The sequence below is a fragment of the Bifidobacterium gallicum DSM 20093 = LMG 11596 genome, assembly GCF_000741205.1.
Classification (GTDB): Bacteria; Actinomycetota; Actinomycetes; order Actinomycetales; family Bifidobacteriaceae; genus Bifidobacterium; species Bifidobacterium gallicum.
In genome coordinates, this window is sequence record NZ_JGYW01000011.1 from 14,519 (window position 1) to 31,212 (window position 16,694).

A 16,694-nucleotide genomic window follows, 5' to 3' on the forward strand; every position below is an offset into this window, starting at 1 on the left:
TCCTTTCCGCCATGCCTCAATGCGCGTGTGGCAGATGGTTCAGCCAACACGACTACCCCGATTCCTTGACCGACGCATTGCACGCACAATGCAAGGAACCAGGCCGCAGCACCCCATGTTCAGGTTGCCGTACACACTCTAGCATTGCTGGACTCTTATTGGACCCAGGCTCCTCTATAAGCGCGTGATATGAAGCGCTTAGAAGACCTATCGCAACAATCCTCAGACGACGTTAGACGCCCATCATCATAGGTCAAGGTCGTAGTACGCCATGTCTCGCATGACACCCAACGCATCAGTGGCGGCTTGGGCCATCAATCCAAAGCGTGTAAAGCCGAATGACGTGCACAACGCGATTGAGGCAGTGTTGTCGGCAAAAATGATGCACACGGCTTTACGCATACCGCGGTTGCGCGCTTCATCGAGCAACGTGCGCAAGGCGAACTGTCCCACTCCACGGCGACGCCACTCGGGCGCCACATAATATGCCAAATCGGTCACACCGTCATATCCGGGTCGCGGATAATAGTTCGACAATGCGCAAAATGCCACTGGAATACTTGGCACGCCTTGCTCGTCAACGGCTTCAATGATGAAAACGGCGTAAGGGTCGGTGTGCGCTTCAATCCACTCGCGTCGTGAAGCGACACTGACGGCCGCAGTATCTGCGGAAGCGCCGCCTTCCACTACAGCGGCGTTATATATCGCCGCCACTATTTGTGCATCGTGCGCCGTGGCCACACGCGCCTGATAGCGATAGTGCATGGCGAATATCGTAACGCATGGTGCATCACATGCAGCTTGGGCGCCCCACAATACAGTGCAGGGGTGCACCCGTGTGGATGCACCCCTGCACTGCGGCTATCGGCTACTCGAACCCGATACCTGGGTCATGGCCCATTCATTCGCCGAGCTTGACCGCCTTGTCCAAGGCTTCTTGCAAGCGTTTCTGAGCCTCGCCATATGCGCCCCAATCGCCCTTCTTCATGGCCGCATCGGAATCCTTCATAGCTTGGGATGCATCTTGCAACGCAGCTTTGAGGTCAGGTGAGGTGCCAGAGGAATCAATAGTGGACGACGAAGACGAGCCTGACGAACCTGATGAACCGGTAGATTCGGACGGCGTCGCAGGCGTGGACGAGCCGGCGTTCGACGCGTCACCGGCGGACGCACCCGAATCACCACCGAACACCTGGTTGAGTGCCTCGTCGAGCGTATTGGCGAACCCGACCTGGTCACCGAACGCGACGAGCACCTTCTTGAGCAGCGGATAACTCGTCGAACCCGACGACTTGACATAGACGGGCTCCACATAGACCAGACCGCCACCCAACGGCAACGTCAGCAAATTGCCGCGCTCCACTTGCGTGGAACCCGACTGCAACAGATTGAGTTCCTTGGACACGTCCGCATTCGCGTTGAAATTGTTCTGCGCTTGGCCGGGGCCGGGAACGTTCGAATCCTTCGGCAACTCCTGCAGCCTGATCGTGCCGTAGTCCGGACCGATCACACCTTTCGTACGTCCCGCATCGGAATCCACCGACAGGAATCCCGTCAGAATCTCTCTCGTGGACGAACCTGCCGGAATATACGATGACGTCAACGAGAACACGGGCTCCTCGGAACCGCCAGTCTGCAACGTCAAGTAATACGGCGGTTGCAACACGCGGCGGCTCTGCTGGTCGGACGGCTCGGTCGGGTCGACAGGCGTTTGCCAGAAATCCTCACCTGAGAAGAACTGGTTCGCGCTCGTGACGTGATACTTGGCCAGCAACTGGCGTTGCACCTTGAAAATGCCTTCGGGATAACGCAAGTGGGCCATCAAGTCGCCTGAAATCTCGGAGATGTCATGATACTGGCCCGGGAAAATCTGACGCCAAGCCTTGAGCACGGGATCGTTGACATCCCACGCATACAAATCAACGGAACCGTCGTACGCGTCAACCGTGGCTTTGACCGAGTTGCGCATGTAGTTGACCTGCTGCTTGTTCAAGCTGTGTACCGTGTCGGACGAAACAGTCGTCGAATCCTCAGTGGCCGATGCCAAATCTGTTTTCTGCGAGTACGGCACTTGGTCGGACGTGGTGTAGCCGTCAATGATCCACTTGACACGACCGTTGACGACAGCCGGATACACGCGGCCATCCAACGTCAGGTACGGAGCCACCTTGGCCACACGCTCCTTAGGTGAACGGTCGTAGAGAATCTGCGAATCAGCGTTCACACGATCGGAAAACAGGATCTGATCCGAACCGAAACGCACGGCGTAGAGCAAACGCGAGAAAATGTTGCCCAACGAGGGGCCGCCATTGCCCGTAAACGTCGTCGTGGCACCTTCGGACCCCGTCGGATAATCAAACTCCCATGGCGTTGTACCTTGCGGAGCGCCCACAATCGAGTATTCGGGAGCTTCCGGCGAGAAATAGATGCGCGGCTCATAATGCTGCGTTTGGGTCAAATACCCTTGCGTAGGAATGCCATACTCGAAGAATTCGGGTTGGCCATCGGCCGTGACCTTGTTGCCATAAGCGGCCACAATGCCATACCCATGCGTGTAGACCGTATGGTCGTTGACCCAGTTGCGGTTGTCGTTGCCGTTGAGGTTGATTTCACGCGCGGCGATGACGGTGTCCTGGTTCGTGCCGTCAATGTCGTATTTGTCAACCGCAAGCGTGTCGGCGAACGTGTAATACTGCTTGAGCTGCTGCAGCTGTTTGAACGTGGGGCTCACAATCTGCGGATCGAGCAAACGGATCTGGGCCGTCGTTTCGGTCTCTTTGCTCAACGCTCCAGCCTCACCCTTGGTGGTGGCCTGGTATTCGCTGGTCTGAACTGAGTCAAGGCCGTAGGCGGCGCGCGTGGCGTCAATGTTGCGTTGGATGTACGTCGACTCCACTTCCTGCGCGTTGGGGTTGACGCGGAAGCGCTGCATGACCATCGGCCAGATGGTGGCCATGAGCAACGCGAGCACAAGCGCCGACGCCACAGTAATCACGGGCACGCGCCAAGCGCGCCAAGCTGTGGCGGCGTTCGTGTAGATCGTGCCCGAGGATTCACTGAGCGACTTGGTGCGCAGCAACCATACGAACAGCACGATGGCCGTGACCACGGTAAGGCCTGCGATGATGAACGTGACGGGAATCGTGGCGTGCACCGTGGTGTAGGTGGCGCCTGTGATGCGATCTCCTGTTTGTGTGAGCGTGCTGAACACGCCCATGACCTGGTTGGCGGCCCACATGAGCATGGCCAGCAGCATCCATACGGCGATTTGGCGGCGTGCGTGACGGGTCAGAGCGACAATGCCGTGACCGTTAACAGGCATCGTGAACCGGATGCCGCCGACCATCACATGCGCGATGACGCTGAACACAAGGCCGACGACGAACAGCAGACCGATCTCTCCCATGATCAGGCGCAAGCCGGGCAGCACAAACACATAGAAGCCTGTATCCAGCCCGAATACAGGATCGGTCGTACCGAACGATTGGGTGTTGAACATGAGCAACAGTTCCGACCAATGGATGTTGAATCGTGAACCGGCAATGAGGCCCACAATGATCGCGGCGACCACGGCCACGCGGCGAGCGCTCTTGGATGAGACCGATTTGCCGATTTCAATGACGTCGCCGTTGATGCGGATTGTCGATCCGTCGGCGAAATCGGGTCGTGTACGGATGGCGAGTGTGGCGCTTACATAGCCGACTGCGGCCATGAGCAACACATAGACGATCCACAGGCCCACACGTGTGCCCAGCTGCGTCCAGATGATGCTTGAGAAGCCGAGCTGGCCGTACCACATGACGTCGGTGATGAAGCGTGACAAGGCGAAGAATAGTCCGACGATGACGACCAGTGCGAGGACTATGCCGAGGAATATCTTGGTGCCGCGGCCGGAGTGGTGCGGGTTGGGGCTGCGGCGGCTGGTCAGTCGCGGTCCTTGGGGGCCACGTGGTCCGCCCGCGCCGGTGTGGCCTGACGGGTTTGTGGTTGCGTTGGAGGAATCTTCTTCTCCTGCGGTTTGCACGTTGATGATGATGGGCTCGTCGTCGGCAGGCTGTGATTGGCCACGCTTTCCGGCGGGTTTGCGGTTGCCGGGCGAGAACATGTCGAAGGGGTTGAAAAAGGACATTCCCCCAGATTAGCGGGTGGATGGCCATCTGGGCAATCATTCTGTGTGATGATGCTGTGCAGGGATGCAGACTTGCGAACTAACGGGCCTGAGCCTTGGCAGGACAACCGTTGCTAGCAAAGCGGCACAGATTGGCGTACGTTCCTGGCGTATGGGGCTTGGCTGGCTAGCGAAGCTGGCATGGGGCGTGAGACAATGGCGCTATGACATCAGACAATGAGCACGAGCATGACACCACGCAGGATACGCCAGCACAGCCGGACGGGTCCCATGGCGTCAACCATGATGACTCACGTGGCAGTGGCAACGGCCGCGGCAACGGCAGCGCCGGCCGCAATAGCAGCAGCAACGGCGATAGCAACAGCAACGAGCATCATGACCACCACCACTGGTTGCATGATTTGACGAACAAACACAATCCGATTCGCATTGTGGTTATTGTGCTGATTTGGATCATTGTCATTGCGTCGCTCGGCTTGTTCGGCTGGATTACGTTTGAGCCCAATTTGCCCGCATCGGGTCTGAAGCAGCAGAACATGGTGTCGGCGAACGGCAATGGCTATACGGATGCGCAGGCCAGTCCTCAACCTTCCTCGTCTTCCTCGCCTCAGGACAAGAAGCATGAGTCACTCAAAGAGGAGTTGGAAGCCACCCCTACCACCACTACCCCGCAGCAGCAAGCTCAGCAAGCTGTGGAGCATATGAGTTTGGAAGAACAGGCTGGCCAGTTGGTCATGGCCCCATTGACGGCCGGCACTGAGCCAAGCACATTGGAACCGATGATCAAGGACCGCCATCTTGGCTCCATATTGCTGCTGGGCAATTGGGATTCCGGTATTGCAGGCGTACGCCAAGCCACCACGACGTTGCAGCAGTATGTCAACGACAATATTCCGATGTTCATTGCCACCGATCAGGAAGGTGGCGCCGTGCAACATCTGACGGGTTCAGGATTCACGACGATTCCGTCAGCCCGTCAGCAAGGTCAGATGAGTGATGACAAGCTCATGACGAGTGCAGAACAATGGGGTCAACAGTTGCGTCAGGCTGGCGTCAACATTGATCTGGCACCCTCTCTTGACACTGTGGTGATTGACCGTTCCTCCAACGCGCCGATTGGCGCGTTGGACCGAGATTTTGGCTTGAGCGCCAAAGGCAACGCACAGCATGGCATCGCGTTTGTGGAAGGCATGCGTAAGGCCGATGTGGGTGCCACAATCAAGCACTACCCCGGTTTGGGTGCCGTGACGGGCAACACTGATTTCACGGCTGATGGCACCGTGGATACGGTCACCGATGTCAACAGCATCCAGTTGCAAGCGTTCAACAATGCCATTGCGCAGGTCAATCCGGCGATGGTCATGATTTCCTTGGGCATCTACGAAAATCTTGATCCGAATGTGCCAGCCGCATTCTCCAGCTACATCATCAACACCGTGTTGCGTGATTCCACGGGTTATGACGGCGTCGTGATTTCCGACTCGTTGTCGGCTCAAGCCGTCAAAGGTTACGTGCCGGCTGATTTGGGCACGAAGTTCATTCAGGCGGGGGGCGACATCGTATGCCTGAGTGACCTGTCAATGGTCGGCCCCGTGCTCGACGGCATCGTCTACCAGGCGCAGAACTCCCCCGACTTCGCCAATCTCGTCAAAGCCAGCGCCAAACGTGTGCTCACGCTCAAATACGAGATGCATCTGATTGAGAAAAACTGACACGTATACGAATGGATTGACAGTCTGAAGCGACAGGACGCCCTATTTCCAGTCGCTTCAGGCTTTCTGCGGATTACCGGCGCATACATGCAGCAACGATGTCAGCCATAAGATACAGCGCTTATGTTGCCATCAAAATAGACAAAATCACCATCCGGATAGTTCCATACCGCTTGAAATGTGCTCGGCCGGACAATGCCGTCCTTACCGGCCCCGACTTCCATTGGATTTCTTTGTTCTTGTCGTCCCAACATAGAAGCTGCCAGCTTTAACATCATTCTATCCAAGAGACCTAATTTTTCATAACAAATTCCGGCTTGCATATAAAAATGCGGGACATGAACAAGCTCATCAGGAGTCAGGGAATTACGCCACATGCCGTTTACCGTTCGGGTTTGAGAACATGGGGTAGCACCCGTAGCAAATATGACAAAACGCTTTGCTTTACTAGCAGCAAATAGCTCACGCGCCTTGGGTAAACCATCCACTCGTCCGGCATGAATCCGTGCACCATATACGAACACATCACAACCCTCCAATGTGGACATATTGACTTTGCGTACGGGAACAATCTCACAGCCCATGTCCCAGGCAACCCATTGCGCATATCGTTGGGTAAAACCTGATTTGCTTTTATATACCAATATCATTCCCATGGATACTCCTATAAGTAATAAGTTACGTATCTATCTACAATTGACCTCCGCACTCACAAACAAGGCTCATTCGGCTATATCCCCACGTTGGAACGCTTTTTCCAAATGTTCGATACCATGCATCATCTTTACCGATAACGCAAAGTATTGCCGTATCTCATCATCGGAAAACTCCCGGAAAACCGCTTCGTGGACCAATTCACCCTTGCGGCTGTTTTCCCTACTGAATCGCAATCCTTTTTCAGTGAAAGACATGCACACGCTACGCGCGTCATCCGCAGATCGAAACAGCGTAATGTAACCTTTTTGTTCCAGCGCTCGCGCAATAGCTGATGCCGTCAAGGTTGGCGAACAGACGGTTGGCGCGGATGGCAGTGTTCGCATAATCGCGGAACGTGCCGTCCATGCGCTGTTGCTCGTAGCGTTCTTTGCCGAATGCGCGGATAACGCGCACACCCGTCATGTTTTCGAGCAGCACGGTGTCGATGCGGTCGAGCATGCGTTGCAGCTTGCGATAAAGAGGTGTGGCTGAACGCAGAATGCATGCGCCAACGATCACAATGACGATGATGAATCCGACCGGCCACCAGGCCAGCGACACGTTGAGCTGGAATGCGAGGAACAACGCGATGCCGAAAATGAACGGCACCGGCATCATCATGATGATGAAGTTCGTGACCATGACCTGAATGATGTTGACGTCATTGAGCGTGCGCGTGGTCATGGACGCTATGCCGAAAGAGCGGAAATCGAACATCGACAGGTCCAATGATTTGCTATACAGCGCGTCACGCATGGTTTTGGCGATGCGGCTCGAGAATACCGCCGCCAACCAACCGCCCGTGATTGCACAGGATGACGCGATGACGGCGACAACGACCATCTTCACGCACGTATTGGCCATGGCTTGGAACGTGGCTGTGGTGGCACCTTCATCAATCAGGTCGGCCAAGAATGTGGGGATCAGCAAGGTGGCGACTGATTCGACAAATGACAGCGCCACAATGATTGCCGCAAGCCACCAGTACGGTCGTGCAAACCGCAGGACCAATCGCATGAACCTTTCCTCTCTGCATAGTCCCCAGGAAAAACTCACGGCATGTGCTCGGCAATCAGGGCGTGCGGGCATAGGTCAACCGCAATCTAGGTCTTGTCACTTGGGTTCCTTGGAGGATTACTCTTCACTCATGGGCCAGTGTAGTTTCCATAAACGTGGCCGCCTTCGCGATGTGTGCCTATGGGCGGTCAAGTCCCGCATATTGGTTGCATTGTCCCTCGCTACACATGGCAAAGGGGATGCGCATGTATGCGCATCCCCTTGAACGGATCGTTGCCATTGGCAATACTTGATTGCCAATGGCATGCATGTGGGAACCGGTCAGCGGTTGCCTACAACCAGTACCAGTAAATCAGTATTCGTCAATCTGCACGGCGGCGGTTTCACCCGAATCGAGCAACGCCTCGAGGTCAGCCGGGCCGGTCAGCACGGCTTTGGCACCGCGCGAAATCATCAGGTTCATCTTGTCGCCCGGCATGATGCCTTCGGCATAGACATAAATCGGCTTGCCCAGCGCATAGGCATAGCCCATGTCGAACAGGGTGCCCGGGTCCTGGTCCACCACGTTGACGATGACAATACGTGACTGGCGGATACCTTCAAGATTTTTGTCGAAGCATCCTTGCACACCGTCTTGTGCAATATTGGAACGGAAGCGTGGCATGAATGTGCTCTTATGGCGGTCATGCAGCACACGCTCCAACCGTTCCATGCTCTTCATCTGGTCGTCGGTAAAGAAAGGACCTGCCACATAATAGTCATAAATTGGTTCGGAAGACCGGAAATCAATCGTTTCCTCAATATGTAATTCACTCATGCTTGCATTGAATCGCAGTTGACTGAGGGGAATCTGATTATGCCATCGGTAAAACAGCCGGGCGAGCCGCATCACCTCAGCGCCAAGATAAGCCACAGCACCTAGCATATGAATCCGCATATTCTCGCATCGTACGAAGGACCCGCATCATGACGAGCAACGCATCGACCTGCCACACTTCTTCCCTCGGTTCGCCCACATCATCCTCATGCTCTGCCACTTCACCAACCGAGCGTCCTGCTGAATCACAACCACCTGCCCCGATACGCATCGAACATGATTGCATTGGCGAACTTGCGATTCCGGCGAATGTCTATTGGGGTATTCATACGCAACGCGCGATTGAGAACTTCACGGTCAGCGGCATCCATGAATCGGATCATGAATGCCTCGTGCATTCCTACGCGGTAGTCAAACACGCCTGCGCATTGGCGAACCAGCGTCTGGGATTGCTTGACCCTGTGAAAGCCGATTACATTGTGCAAGCGTGCGAGCGCATTGAGCAGGGTGAATTCCTTGACCAATTCCCCGTGGACGTGTTGCAAGGTGGCGCCGGCACAAGCATGAACATGAACATGAACGAGGTCATTGCGAATGTGGCGCTTGCCTTGGCGGGCCATCCGCTTGGCGACTACGCCTATATTCATCCCAATGATGACGTCAACATGTCGCAGTCGACGAACGACACGTTCCCCGCTGCCAGCAAACTCGCTATTGCCAACGGGTTGACGCCGTTGCGCCGCAGTTGTGAGGATTTGCGTCGAGCGTTGCATGCGTTGGCGGATAAGCATCGTGATGATGTCAAACTCGGCCGCACACAATTGCAAGACGCCGTGCCAATGACGTACGGCCAGGAACTGCATGCGTTTGCGACATTTCTTAAACTCGACATGCAGGCGATGGACACGTTGCTGCCACAGTTGTGCAGCCTCAATCTTGGTGCGACGGCCATCGGCACGGGCATTTGCGCCGACCCGCGATTCCGTGACCTTGCCCAGCAGGAAGTGGCATCGCTGACGGGATTGCCGGTCAGGCCCGCGCATGATCCGATTGCCTCGATGACCGACATGAGCGCCTATATTGCGGCGTCTGCCACGTTGAAAAACCTGGCTGTGCATTTGAAAAAAGCGGCGGACGATTTGCGGTTGCTCAATTCTGGGCCTCGCGCCGGTTTTGAGGATTTGCGGCTTCCCGCGCGCCAAGCCGGTTCGTCGATCATGCCGGCCAAAGTCAACCCTGTGATTCCCGAATGCGTGGACCAATGCTGCTTCATGGTGTTCGGCATGGATGTGACCGTGAACTGGGCCTGTGCTGAAGGGCAATTGCAGCTCAATGCGTTCGACCCCGTGATTATCCATGAGATTTTGACCGGCATGACGTTGCTGATCAACGCGATGGACATGTTCCGTACCAAGTGCATTGCCGGCATTGAGATCAATGCGGCTGTCGGCAAACTGTATGCTGAACAGTCCCCGTCATTGGCCGCGGTGCTCAATCAGCGCATCGGTTATGAGCAGGCGTCGGCCATCGCCTTACAAGCCGAGCAGACCAATCAGACGATTCGACAGGTGGCCGGCGAGCGCACCGACATTCCAGCATCCGAACTTGACTCGATGCTCGACGTGGTCAAATTGTCTCGTACATTGCATCAAACCTGCCGTGAACAGCAATGATTGCAACGATTGTCGAGCGCCCCAACCCTCAGGCAATACTGCAGTGAATCCCGCCGTCAACACGCCCGTAGTTTTCAATATATGGTCATGGGGTATTGACTGGCGGCGTGATTCCTATCACAATCACGATTATGAGCACTGCACAATTCCGTCCCACACCAGGACGCACTGCGAGCGGCCGCACGCCGGACGGCCAGCCGTTGACGATTCGCAACTGTCCGTTGCATGTGGATGCCACGATTACGGGTATCCGTTTGGATGCGAGGCATCGTTTCCGCATGCTCGAGTTGGGGTTGCGTGTCGGTACCACGGTGCGTGTGACGCAACGGTCCAATGCGGGCGGCCGCGTGGTGGCTCGCGGTGCTGAACGCATCGCGTTGGATGGCGCCACGGCCAATAGCATCATGCTTGATCTGGCGGTAGCCAACGCCTGACTCGGCGGCATTGTATTACCATTCCCTCCTCCCCCGTTTTATTTCAAGGTTCTTTTTCATGGCACGCTCCCCCCAGTCCGATATCAACCGGTCTGATACCATCCGGTCCGACACCAATCAACCAGCCGCAGACTCCAACTCCACCAGCTGCGAACACACGGCCCACATGCAAGCCGATGCCCATGGTGGACACGGCCATCGCCGCGGTTTGGCCGCATTGCTGCCCGAACGCCAGCATCATGGTGCAGACCGGCCGCAAGACCACAATCACAACCACGATTACGACCATCATGGTGCGGCCGATGGCGCTACAGCGGTACATCATCGTCGCGTCGTGTTCATTGGCAATCCCAATGTGGGCAAATCCAGCATGTTCAATAGCCTGCTGGGTGCCAAAGCCCGTGTGATGAACGCTCCAGGCACCACCGTGCTGCTCGAACGCGGCTCATACCGTTATGGTGACGAAACCTGGAACCTTGTCGATACTCCTGGCACGTATTCACTGTTGCCGCTGTCCCCGGATGAAGAGGTCGCCTCGCAGGCGGCCATGGGTACTGACGGCCAGCCGCAGCCCGACTTGATTGTCGCCGCTTTGGATGCGACCAATATTGCGCGTTCACTGTATTTTTTAGCAATGGTGCTCGAGTTGGGCCGTCCTACTGTGGTCGCGTTGACGATGAATGATTTGGCGCGACGCAACAATGTGGGGCTTGATCCTGCCGAATTGTCGGCCACATTGGGCGGTGTGCCCGTGGTGGAAGTGGATGGCCGCACTGGCAAGGGCGCCTCGACGCTGATGGAAACGATCGCGGCCAGTTTCCACGGCACTCCGATGCCACGCGGTTTGCATGCCATCGACACGCACAGCGTGGACGTGGCCTCCTGGGTGGAAGATAACGCCGATGCGCGCTTTGAATGGGCCGCGCACGTGCTCGAACACCTCAATTTGGAAAGCCGCGCACGCATCACGCGTTCCGACCGCATCGACCGTGTGCTGCTCAACCCCGTGTTCGGCATACTCGCATTTCTCGCGGTCATGTTCATTGTGTTCCAAGCCACGACTTGGCTTGCCGGTCCGATGCAAGACTGGATTGACGGCAGCGTGCGCGAATGGTGCGAAGCGGGCATCAATACGGTGTTCAGCTGGTTTGGCCCCAACGCCACCGACTCCTGGTTCCATGGCCTGATTGTCGATGGCATTCTCGATGGCTGCATCACGGTGCTCACGTTCCTGCCGCCGATGGGCATCATGTTCATCATGCTGAGCCTGCTCGAAGATTCCGGCTATTTGGCACGCGCCGCGTTCGTCATGGACAAGGCGATGCGCGCCATGCATTTGGACGGACGCGCGTTCCTGCCGATTGTGATCGGTTTCGGCTGCAACCTTCCCGCCTTGGCGGCCACACGTACGCTGCCTGATTCCCGTCAACGCGTGCTTGTCGGCATGCTCGTGCCGTTCTCGAGTTGCACGGCGCGCCTATCTGTTTATCTCGTGTTGGCCTACGCGTTTTTCCGTGATCAGGCTGGTCTCGTCGTGTTCCTGATGTACGTATGCTCGGTGCTGCTGATTTTGGGTGTGGGCATTTTGCTACGTCAAGTCAAGTTCCGCGATTTGCAGAGCGAACCGTTCGCGATGAGCCTGCCGCCTTACCAGGTGCCACGGTTGGTGACGTTGGTTCGTCCCGTGCTCGTCAAACTCTGGGATTTCATCAAGGGCGCGTCCTCGATCATCATCACAATGATCGCGTTCATGTGGCTGCTGCAAAGCATTCCGGCCACGGCCAACGCCGGTTCATTCGGCCATGTGGATGATGTGCACCAGTCCGTCTATGGCGTCGTGGCCGATACGGTCGCTCCCGTGTTCGCTCCGGCCGGGTTCGATGATTGGCATGCTTCGGCCGCGTTGATGACAGGTTTTGTGGCCAAGGAAGTAGTTGTCGGTTCGCTCGGCCAATCCTATGCGATTAATTCGGGCAATGAGGACGAGCAGCAGCAAGGTGAAGGCACGTTGGGTGAAGCCATTCGCCATTCATTCGATGAATCCTCGGGTGGGCACGGCCGGGCCGCCGCCGTGGCTTTCCTGCTGTTCACGCTCGCATACACGCCTTGTTTGGCCACGGTCGCCGAACTCAAACGTCAGTTCGGTCGCAAAATTGCTTGGCAGACCGTGGGGCTCGGGTTGGTGACGGCCTATATCCTCGCCGTGCTCGCGTTCCAAACGTTACGGTGGGTGCTGTAAATGACCAATGATTTCCGACGCACCACGCGTGGGGCTACGGGCACGGTACAGTCGGCGCCACAGGAATCAACATCCTCACCAAATATTGTGGCCGCCGTCACGCAAGCGTTGCAGCGTGGCGTGACGGTGGCCCAAGTGGCAGAACAATACCGTCTGCCCAAAGCGTTCATCGAACAAATCGTCGAGCATGAACGCGCGCTCGGCAAGCTGACGATTGTTGAACTGAATGCGGCATGCGGGTCGAGTTGCGTGCCTGATCCCGAGTCCGTGGTGTGCGCGTCGTGCCCGTTGGCGTCAACGGGCGGTATCAAACGACGCAACCTGGCGAAAACAGCGTTCCGGCGTCTTGCACAACGAGTCCAGCTGCGGCACAGCTAACACCCGTGCCGCAGTCGTGAACAATCCAGCTCACAGAGGGACGGTCGCTCAGCGAACGGCGAATTATGGGCATTACACTAGAACCCATGACAACAACTACGAACACCGCCGACGCGACACAGAACGCATCGGAGCCGAAGGACACGCCTGAACGTGAGTGGACGAACCCGTTGCGCGACCCGCGCGACCTTCGTCTGCCACGCATCGCAGGGCCGTGCTCCATTGTTATTTTCGGCGTGACCGGAGATTTGTCACGCAAAAAACTGCTGCCAGCCATCTATGACCTGGCCAACCGCGGCCTGCTGCCACCGAGCTTCGGATTGACGGGCTTCGCCCGCCGTGACTGGAGTGAAGACGAGTTTCGTGAGTTCGTCAAGAAGAACGTGCAGGAACATTGCCGCACGCACTTCAGTGAGGACACGTGGACCCAACTGGCCGAGGGCATTCGTTTTGTACGCGGCACGTTTGAAGACGCCGACGCGTTCGAACGACTGTCCGACACGGTGGCCGAACTCGACCGTGACCGCGGCACACGCGGCAACCATGCGTTCTACATGTCGGTGCCGCCACGCGACTTCCCTCTCGTAGCCAAGCAGCTGTCCAATTGCGGACTGGCGAAATCCGATAGTGACGCGTGGCGACGTGTCATCATTGAAAAACCATTCGGACACGACTTGGAAAGCGCCAAACGTCTCGACACCGTGATTTCTGAAGTGTTCGACGAGGATTCCGTGTTCCGCATCGACCATTACCTCGGCAAGGAAACCGTACAGAACCTGCTCGCGTTACGATTCGCGAACACGATGTATGAGCCGATTTGGAACGCGAACTATGTCGACCATGTGCAAATCACAATGGCCGAAGACATCGGCGTGGCCGGACGCGCCGGATACTATGACGGCATTGGCGCGGCCCGTGACGTAATCCAGAACCATTTGCTGCAGCTCATGGCCCTGACGGCGATGGAAGAGCCGCTCTCGTTCAAAGCCTGTGATCTGACAGCGGAAAAAACCAAAGTGCTCTCGGCAGTCAAACTACCCAAGGATTTGGGAGCGCACACGGCGCGCGGCCAATACGCGGCCGGATGGCAAGGCTCGCACGAAGTGGTGGGCTATCTCGAAGAACAAGGCATCGACCCGGACTCGACGACGGAAACCTACGCGGCGATCCGCTTGGACGTGGACACGCGACGCTGGGCCGGCGTGCCGTTCTATTTGCGTACGGGTAAACGCTTGGGACGCCGCGTCACCGAAATCGCCGTCGTGTTCAAACGGGCTCCCCATCTGCCATTCGATTCAACAGCCACGCAGGAACTCGGCAAGAACGCACTCGTGATCCGCGTGCAGCCGTATGAAGGCATCACGCTGCGGTTCGGATCGAAAGTGCCAGGCGGCACTTCGATGGAGGTGCGTGACGTGTCGATGGATTTCAACTATGGCAGTTCCTTCACGGAAAGCTCGCCGGAAGCTTACGAACGTCTGATTCTCGACGTGCTGTTGGGCGACCCGCCGCTGTTCCCGACGACGCGGGAAGTGGACTTGTCGTGGAAAATCCTTGACCCGATTGAAGAGTTCTGGTCCACGCTGGGCCAGCCCGAACCGTATCGTGCCGGCACTTGGGGTCCGGCACAAGCCGCTGAAATGTTGGCCCGCGACGGACACCGCTGGAGGAAGCCGTGATTATCACGATGAAAGACACGGAGACCAACGAGATCTCCAACAAAATTGATGAGCTGCATGAACAGCGTGGCGAAGCGGCGTTGGGCCGTGTGCTGACGTTGATCATTATGACCGACGAAACCCATCTTGAGGATTCACTGGCCTTGGCCAATGAGGCAAGCCGTGAGCATCCGTGCCGTGTCATCGCGATTGTGCCAAGCACGCGCAAAGCCAACGGCGAGGAGCATTCGCGCACCTATCTGGATGCGGAAGTGCGCTTTGGTGCGGATGCCGGCGCCGGTGAAGTCATCGTGTTGCGTACGCGCGGAGGGCTGAGCCACCACTTGGACACGTTGACCATTCCGCTGCTCGTGCCGGATGCGCCGATTGTGGCGTGGTGGCCGACCGATGCTCCCAGCGACCCGTCGGCGCATCTGGTGGGAGCCATGGCCAACAGTCGTATCACCGACGCGTTGCGCAGCGCGAACCCACATCGCACGCTGGCTGATTTGCAGCGTAACTGGTCGCCCGAAAACATTGACATGTCGTGGACGCGTCTGACTGTATGGCGTGCCATGCTGGCCGCGTTGCTCGACCAGCCGCCGCATCTGCCGATCACGAGTGTCAAAGTCACGGGCCCCAAAGGGTTCCTGCCTATGGATTTGTTGGCACAATGGCTGAGATTGCGCTTGAACGTGCCTGTCACGATTGAAGACGAACCTGATGCCACGGCTGTTACGGGCGTGTATTTGACACGCAAGGATGGCGTGCTGTCACTGGAACGACGCCCTGCCGACCAAGGTGAAGCAACGGTCAGCGTGCCGGGGCAGCAACCGCAGCGCACGCCGGTTCCCACGCGCACGATGCAGGAATGCTTGTCGGAAGAATTGGGGCGCTTGTATCCCGACGAGATTTACGGTGAAGTGCTCAAAGCGTTGCCGCTCGACAGTGTGAAGTAACGCGGCCGGGCGACAACGCAGCTTGGCATACATGGTATCCGGGCATCGAATAGATATCTGGATACGTAAAACAAAAGGGGCATAAGAAATGTCAACACGAACGATTGTCGCGGCGAGCAGCCGCGCGGAAACTGCGCAGAATGTGGCGGACCGGTTCATCATGACGGCACGTCGCCTGCTTGACGAACCGGGGCGCACACGCATTGATGTGGCCGTCAGCGGAGGCACCGATGGCACGGCGGCTCTGGCTGCGATCAACGACTCCCCTGCTCGCGATGCCGTGGATTGGTCACGCGTGCATATCTGGTGGGGTGATGAACGGTTTGTGGCCGCTGACTCGCCGGAGCGCAATGCACGCGCCGCACGTAAAGCGCTGCTCAACACGCTGTTGCGCTCGGGGGCGCTGGACGGTTCGCAAATCCATGAAATGCCTGCAGACGGCCGCAGCGCAGTTGAGATTGATAGCGCAAGCGACGCTGAAGATGATGAGAAGTTGGCACGCGCCTCACGCGTCTACCAGTCGGTCATGGTCAACGAACTGGGACTCAAACCGTATGAACGGGCGTTGGACCATCCCGAGCTCGCGAGCAATGCGCGCAGGCCCTCGCTCGACATCGCGATGTTCGGCATTGGCCCCGACGGTCATATCGCGTCACTGTTCCCCAACTTCCCGCAAACGTTGATCGACAATGATGACATTCTGTGCGTGGGCGTGGCCGGCTCACCGAAAATGCCGCCGTTGCGCTTGACACTGACTGTGCCGATGATCAACCAGTCAGCCCAAGTATGGATGATCGGCTCAGGCGCGGCCAAAGCGCAGGCTGTGCAAGAAACGTTCACGCGGCACAACGATCCGGCATGGCCCGGTTCCTTTGTCAACGGCAAGCAGCAGACCATCTGGTTCACCGACCAGGCTGTGCAGGTGTGAACCAAGCAACCTTAAGCGGCTCCTATGAATGCGAATAGGGCGACCCACCACACC

At 57.1% G+C, this 16,694-nt stretch carries 14 protein-coding genes; 8 read left to right on the forward strand and 6 right to left on the reverse strand.

Annotated features, from left to right (window positions below; translation table 11 throughout):
- Positions 1–246 precede the first annotated feature (246 nt).
- Positions 247–765 carry a GNAT family N-acetyltransferase gene (locus BGLCM_RS07430; RefSeq protein ID WP_006293979.1) on the reverse strand — a complete coding sequence of 173 codons (519 nt, stop codon included), beginning with the start codon at positions 763–765 and terminating at the stop codon, positions 247–249.
- Positions 766–901: 136 nt separating this feature from the next.
- The gene (locus BGLCM_RS07435) at positions 902–4,129 is read right to left on the reverse strand and encodes a UPF0182 family membrane protein (RefSeq protein ID WP_006293977.1); all 3,228 of its coding nucleotides are present in this window, start codon (positions 4,127–4,129) and stop codon (positions 902–904) included.
- A 203-nt stretch (positions 4,130–4,332) separates the two neighbouring features.
- Here BGLCM_RS07435 and BGLCM_RS07440 point away from each other — a divergent pair, with 203 nt between their 5' ends.
- Positions 4,333–5,841 (forward strand): glycoside hydrolase family 3 N-terminal domain-containing protein, encoded by a 1,509-nt coding sequence (locus tag BGLCM_RS07440; RefSeq protein ID WP_006293975.1) that lies wholly within the window; start codon positions 4,333–4,335, stop codon positions 5,839–5,841.
- A gap of 101 nt (positions 5,842–5,942) precedes the next feature.
- On the opposite strand, the gene BGLCM_RS08360 is transcribed toward BGLCM_RS07440, so the two are convergent.
- From BGLCM_RS08360 to BGLCM_RS07455, 4 genes are all read right to left on the reverse strand, one after another.
- On the reverse strand, positions 5,943–6,497 hold the full coding sequence (locus BGLCM_RS08360) for a flavodoxin domain-containing protein (protein ID WP_006293974.1): 555 nt from the start codon (positions 6,495–6,497) through the stop codon (positions 5,943–5,945).
- Between the two features lie 66 nt (positions 6,498–6,563).
- Positions 6,564–6,752, reverse strand: coding sequence for a hypothetical protein (locus BGLCM_RS07445; RefSeq protein ID WP_006293973.1), 189 nt, complete (start codon positions 6,750–6,752; stop codon positions 6,564–6,566).
- A 16-nt stretch (positions 6,753–6,768) separates the two neighbouring features.
- Entirely contained in the window at positions 6,769–7,554 is a 786-nt protein-coding gene (locus BGLCM_RS07450) for an ABC transporter transmembrane domain-containing protein (RefSeq protein WP_006293972.1), read from the reverse strand.
- A gap of 352 nt (positions 7,555–7,906) precedes the next feature.
- Positions 7,907–8,371: a nucleoside 2-deoxyribosyltransferase gene (locus tag BGLCM_RS07455; protein ID WP_044085271.1), complete on the reverse strand. Its 465-nt coding sequence runs from the start codon at positions 8,369–8,371 to the stop codon at positions 7,907–7,909.
- 149 nt (positions 8,372–8,520) lie between these two features.
- On the opposite strand from BGLCM_RS07455, the gene BGLCM_RS07460 reads away from it, so the two are divergent.
- The 7 genes from BGLCM_RS07460 (at position 8,521) to pgl (ending at position 16,640) form a co-directional block, all read left to right on the forward strand.
- Complete coding sequence (locus BGLCM_RS07460; RefSeq protein ID WP_081450352.1) at positions 8,521–10,044, forward strand: aspartate ammonia-lyase; 1,524 nt, start codon at positions 8,521–8,523, stop codon at positions 10,042–10,044.
- A gap of 131 nt (positions 10,045–10,175) precedes the next feature.
- Complete coding sequence (locus BGLCM_RS07465; protein WP_081450364.1) at positions 10,176–10,478, forward strand: FeoA family protein; 303 nt, start codon at positions 10,176–10,178, stop codon at positions 10,476–10,478.
- A 166-nt stretch (positions 10,479–10,644) separates the two neighbouring features.
- Entirely contained in the window at positions 10,645–12,717 is a 2,073-nt protein-coding gene (gene feoB, locus BGLCM_RS07470; RefSeq protein ID WP_044085312.1) for a ferrous iron transport protein B, read from the forward strand.
- Positions 12,718–13,095 (forward strand): hypothetical protein, encoded by a 378-nt coding sequence (locus BGLCM_RS07475; RefSeq protein ID WP_006293964.1) that lies wholly within the window; start codon positions 12,718–12,720, stop codon positions 13,093–13,095.
- A gap of 86 nt (positions 13,096–13,181) precedes the next feature.
- Positions 13,182–14,774: a glucose-6-phosphate dehydrogenase gene (gene zwf, locus BGLCM_RS07480; RefSeq protein WP_044085273.1), complete on the forward strand. Its 1,593-nt coding sequence runs from the start codon at positions 13,182–13,184 to the stop codon at positions 14,772–14,774.
- On the forward strand, positions 14,771–15,712 hold the full coding sequence (locus BGLCM_RS07485; protein WP_006293962.1) for a glucose-6-phosphate dehydrogenase assembly protein OpcA: 942 nt from the start codon (positions 14,771–14,773) through the stop codon (positions 15,710–15,712). Before zwf ends, BGLCM_RS07485 begins: the two co-directional genes overlap by 4 nt.
- An 88-nt stretch (positions 15,713–15,800) precedes the next feature.
- Positions 15,801–16,640, forward strand: a complete 840-nt coding sequence (gene pgl, locus BGLCM_RS07490) for a 6-phosphogluconolactonase (protein WP_006293961.1) — start codon at positions 15,801–15,803, stop codon at positions 16,638–16,640.
- Positions 16,641–16,694 lie beyond the last annotated feature (54 nt).

What these genes read in the sequence shown, in the direction of transcription:
- BGLCM_RS07430 (WP_006293979.1), bottom strand. Translation starts at nt 765, where the DNA reads ATGCACTATCGCTATCAGGCGCGTGTGGCCACGGCGCACGATGCACAA.
- BGLCM_RS07435 (WP_006293977.1), bottom strand. Translation starts at nt 4,129, where the DNA reads ATGTCCTTTTTCAACCCCTTCGACATGTTCTCGCCCGGCAACCGCAAA.
- BGLCM_RS07440 (WP_006293975.1), top strand. Translation starts at nt 4,333, where the DNA reads ATGACATCAGACAATGAGCACGAGCATGACACCACGCAGGATACGCCA.
- BGLCM_RS08360 (WP_006293974.1), bottom strand. Translation starts at nt 6,497, where the DNA reads ATGGGAATGATATTGGTATATAAAAGCAAATCAGGTTTTACCCAACGA.
- BGLCM_RS07445 (WP_006293973.1), bottom strand. Translation starts at nt 6,752, where the DNA reads ATGTCTTTCACTGAAAAAGGATTGCGATTCAGTAGGGAAAACAGCCGC.
- BGLCM_RS07450 (WP_006293972.1), bottom strand. Translation starts at nt 7,554, where the DNA reads ATGCGATTGGTCCTGCGGTTTGCACGACCGTACTGGTGGCTTGCGGCA.
- BGLCM_RS07455 (WP_044085271.1), bottom strand. Translation starts at nt 8,371, where the DNA reads ATGAGTGAATTACATATTGAGGAAACGATTGATTTCCGGTCTTCCGAA.
- BGLCM_RS07460 (WP_081450352.1), top strand. Translation starts at nt 8,521, where the DNA reads ATGACGAGCAACGCATCGACCTGCCACACTTCTTCCCTCGGTTCGCCC.
- BGLCM_RS07465 (WP_081450364.1), top strand. Translation starts at nt 10,176, where the DNA reads ATGAGCACTGCACAATTCCGTCCCACACCAGGACGCACTGCGAGCGGC.
- feoB (WP_044085312.1), top strand. Translation starts at nt 10,645, where the DNA reads ATGCAAGCCGATGCCCATGGTGGACACGGCCATCGCCGCGGTTTGGCC.
- BGLCM_RS07475 (WP_006293964.1), top strand. Translation starts at nt 12,718, where the DNA reads ATGACCAATGATTTCCGACGCACCACGCGTGGGGCTACGGGCACGGTA.
- zwf (WP_044085273.1), top strand. Translation starts at nt 13,182, where the DNA reads ATGACAACAACTACGAACACCGCCGACGCGACACAGAACGCATCGGAG.
- pgl (WP_006293961.1), top strand. Translation starts at nt 15,801, where the DNA reads ATGTCAACACGAACGATTGTCGCGGCGAGCAGCCGCGCGGAAACTGCG.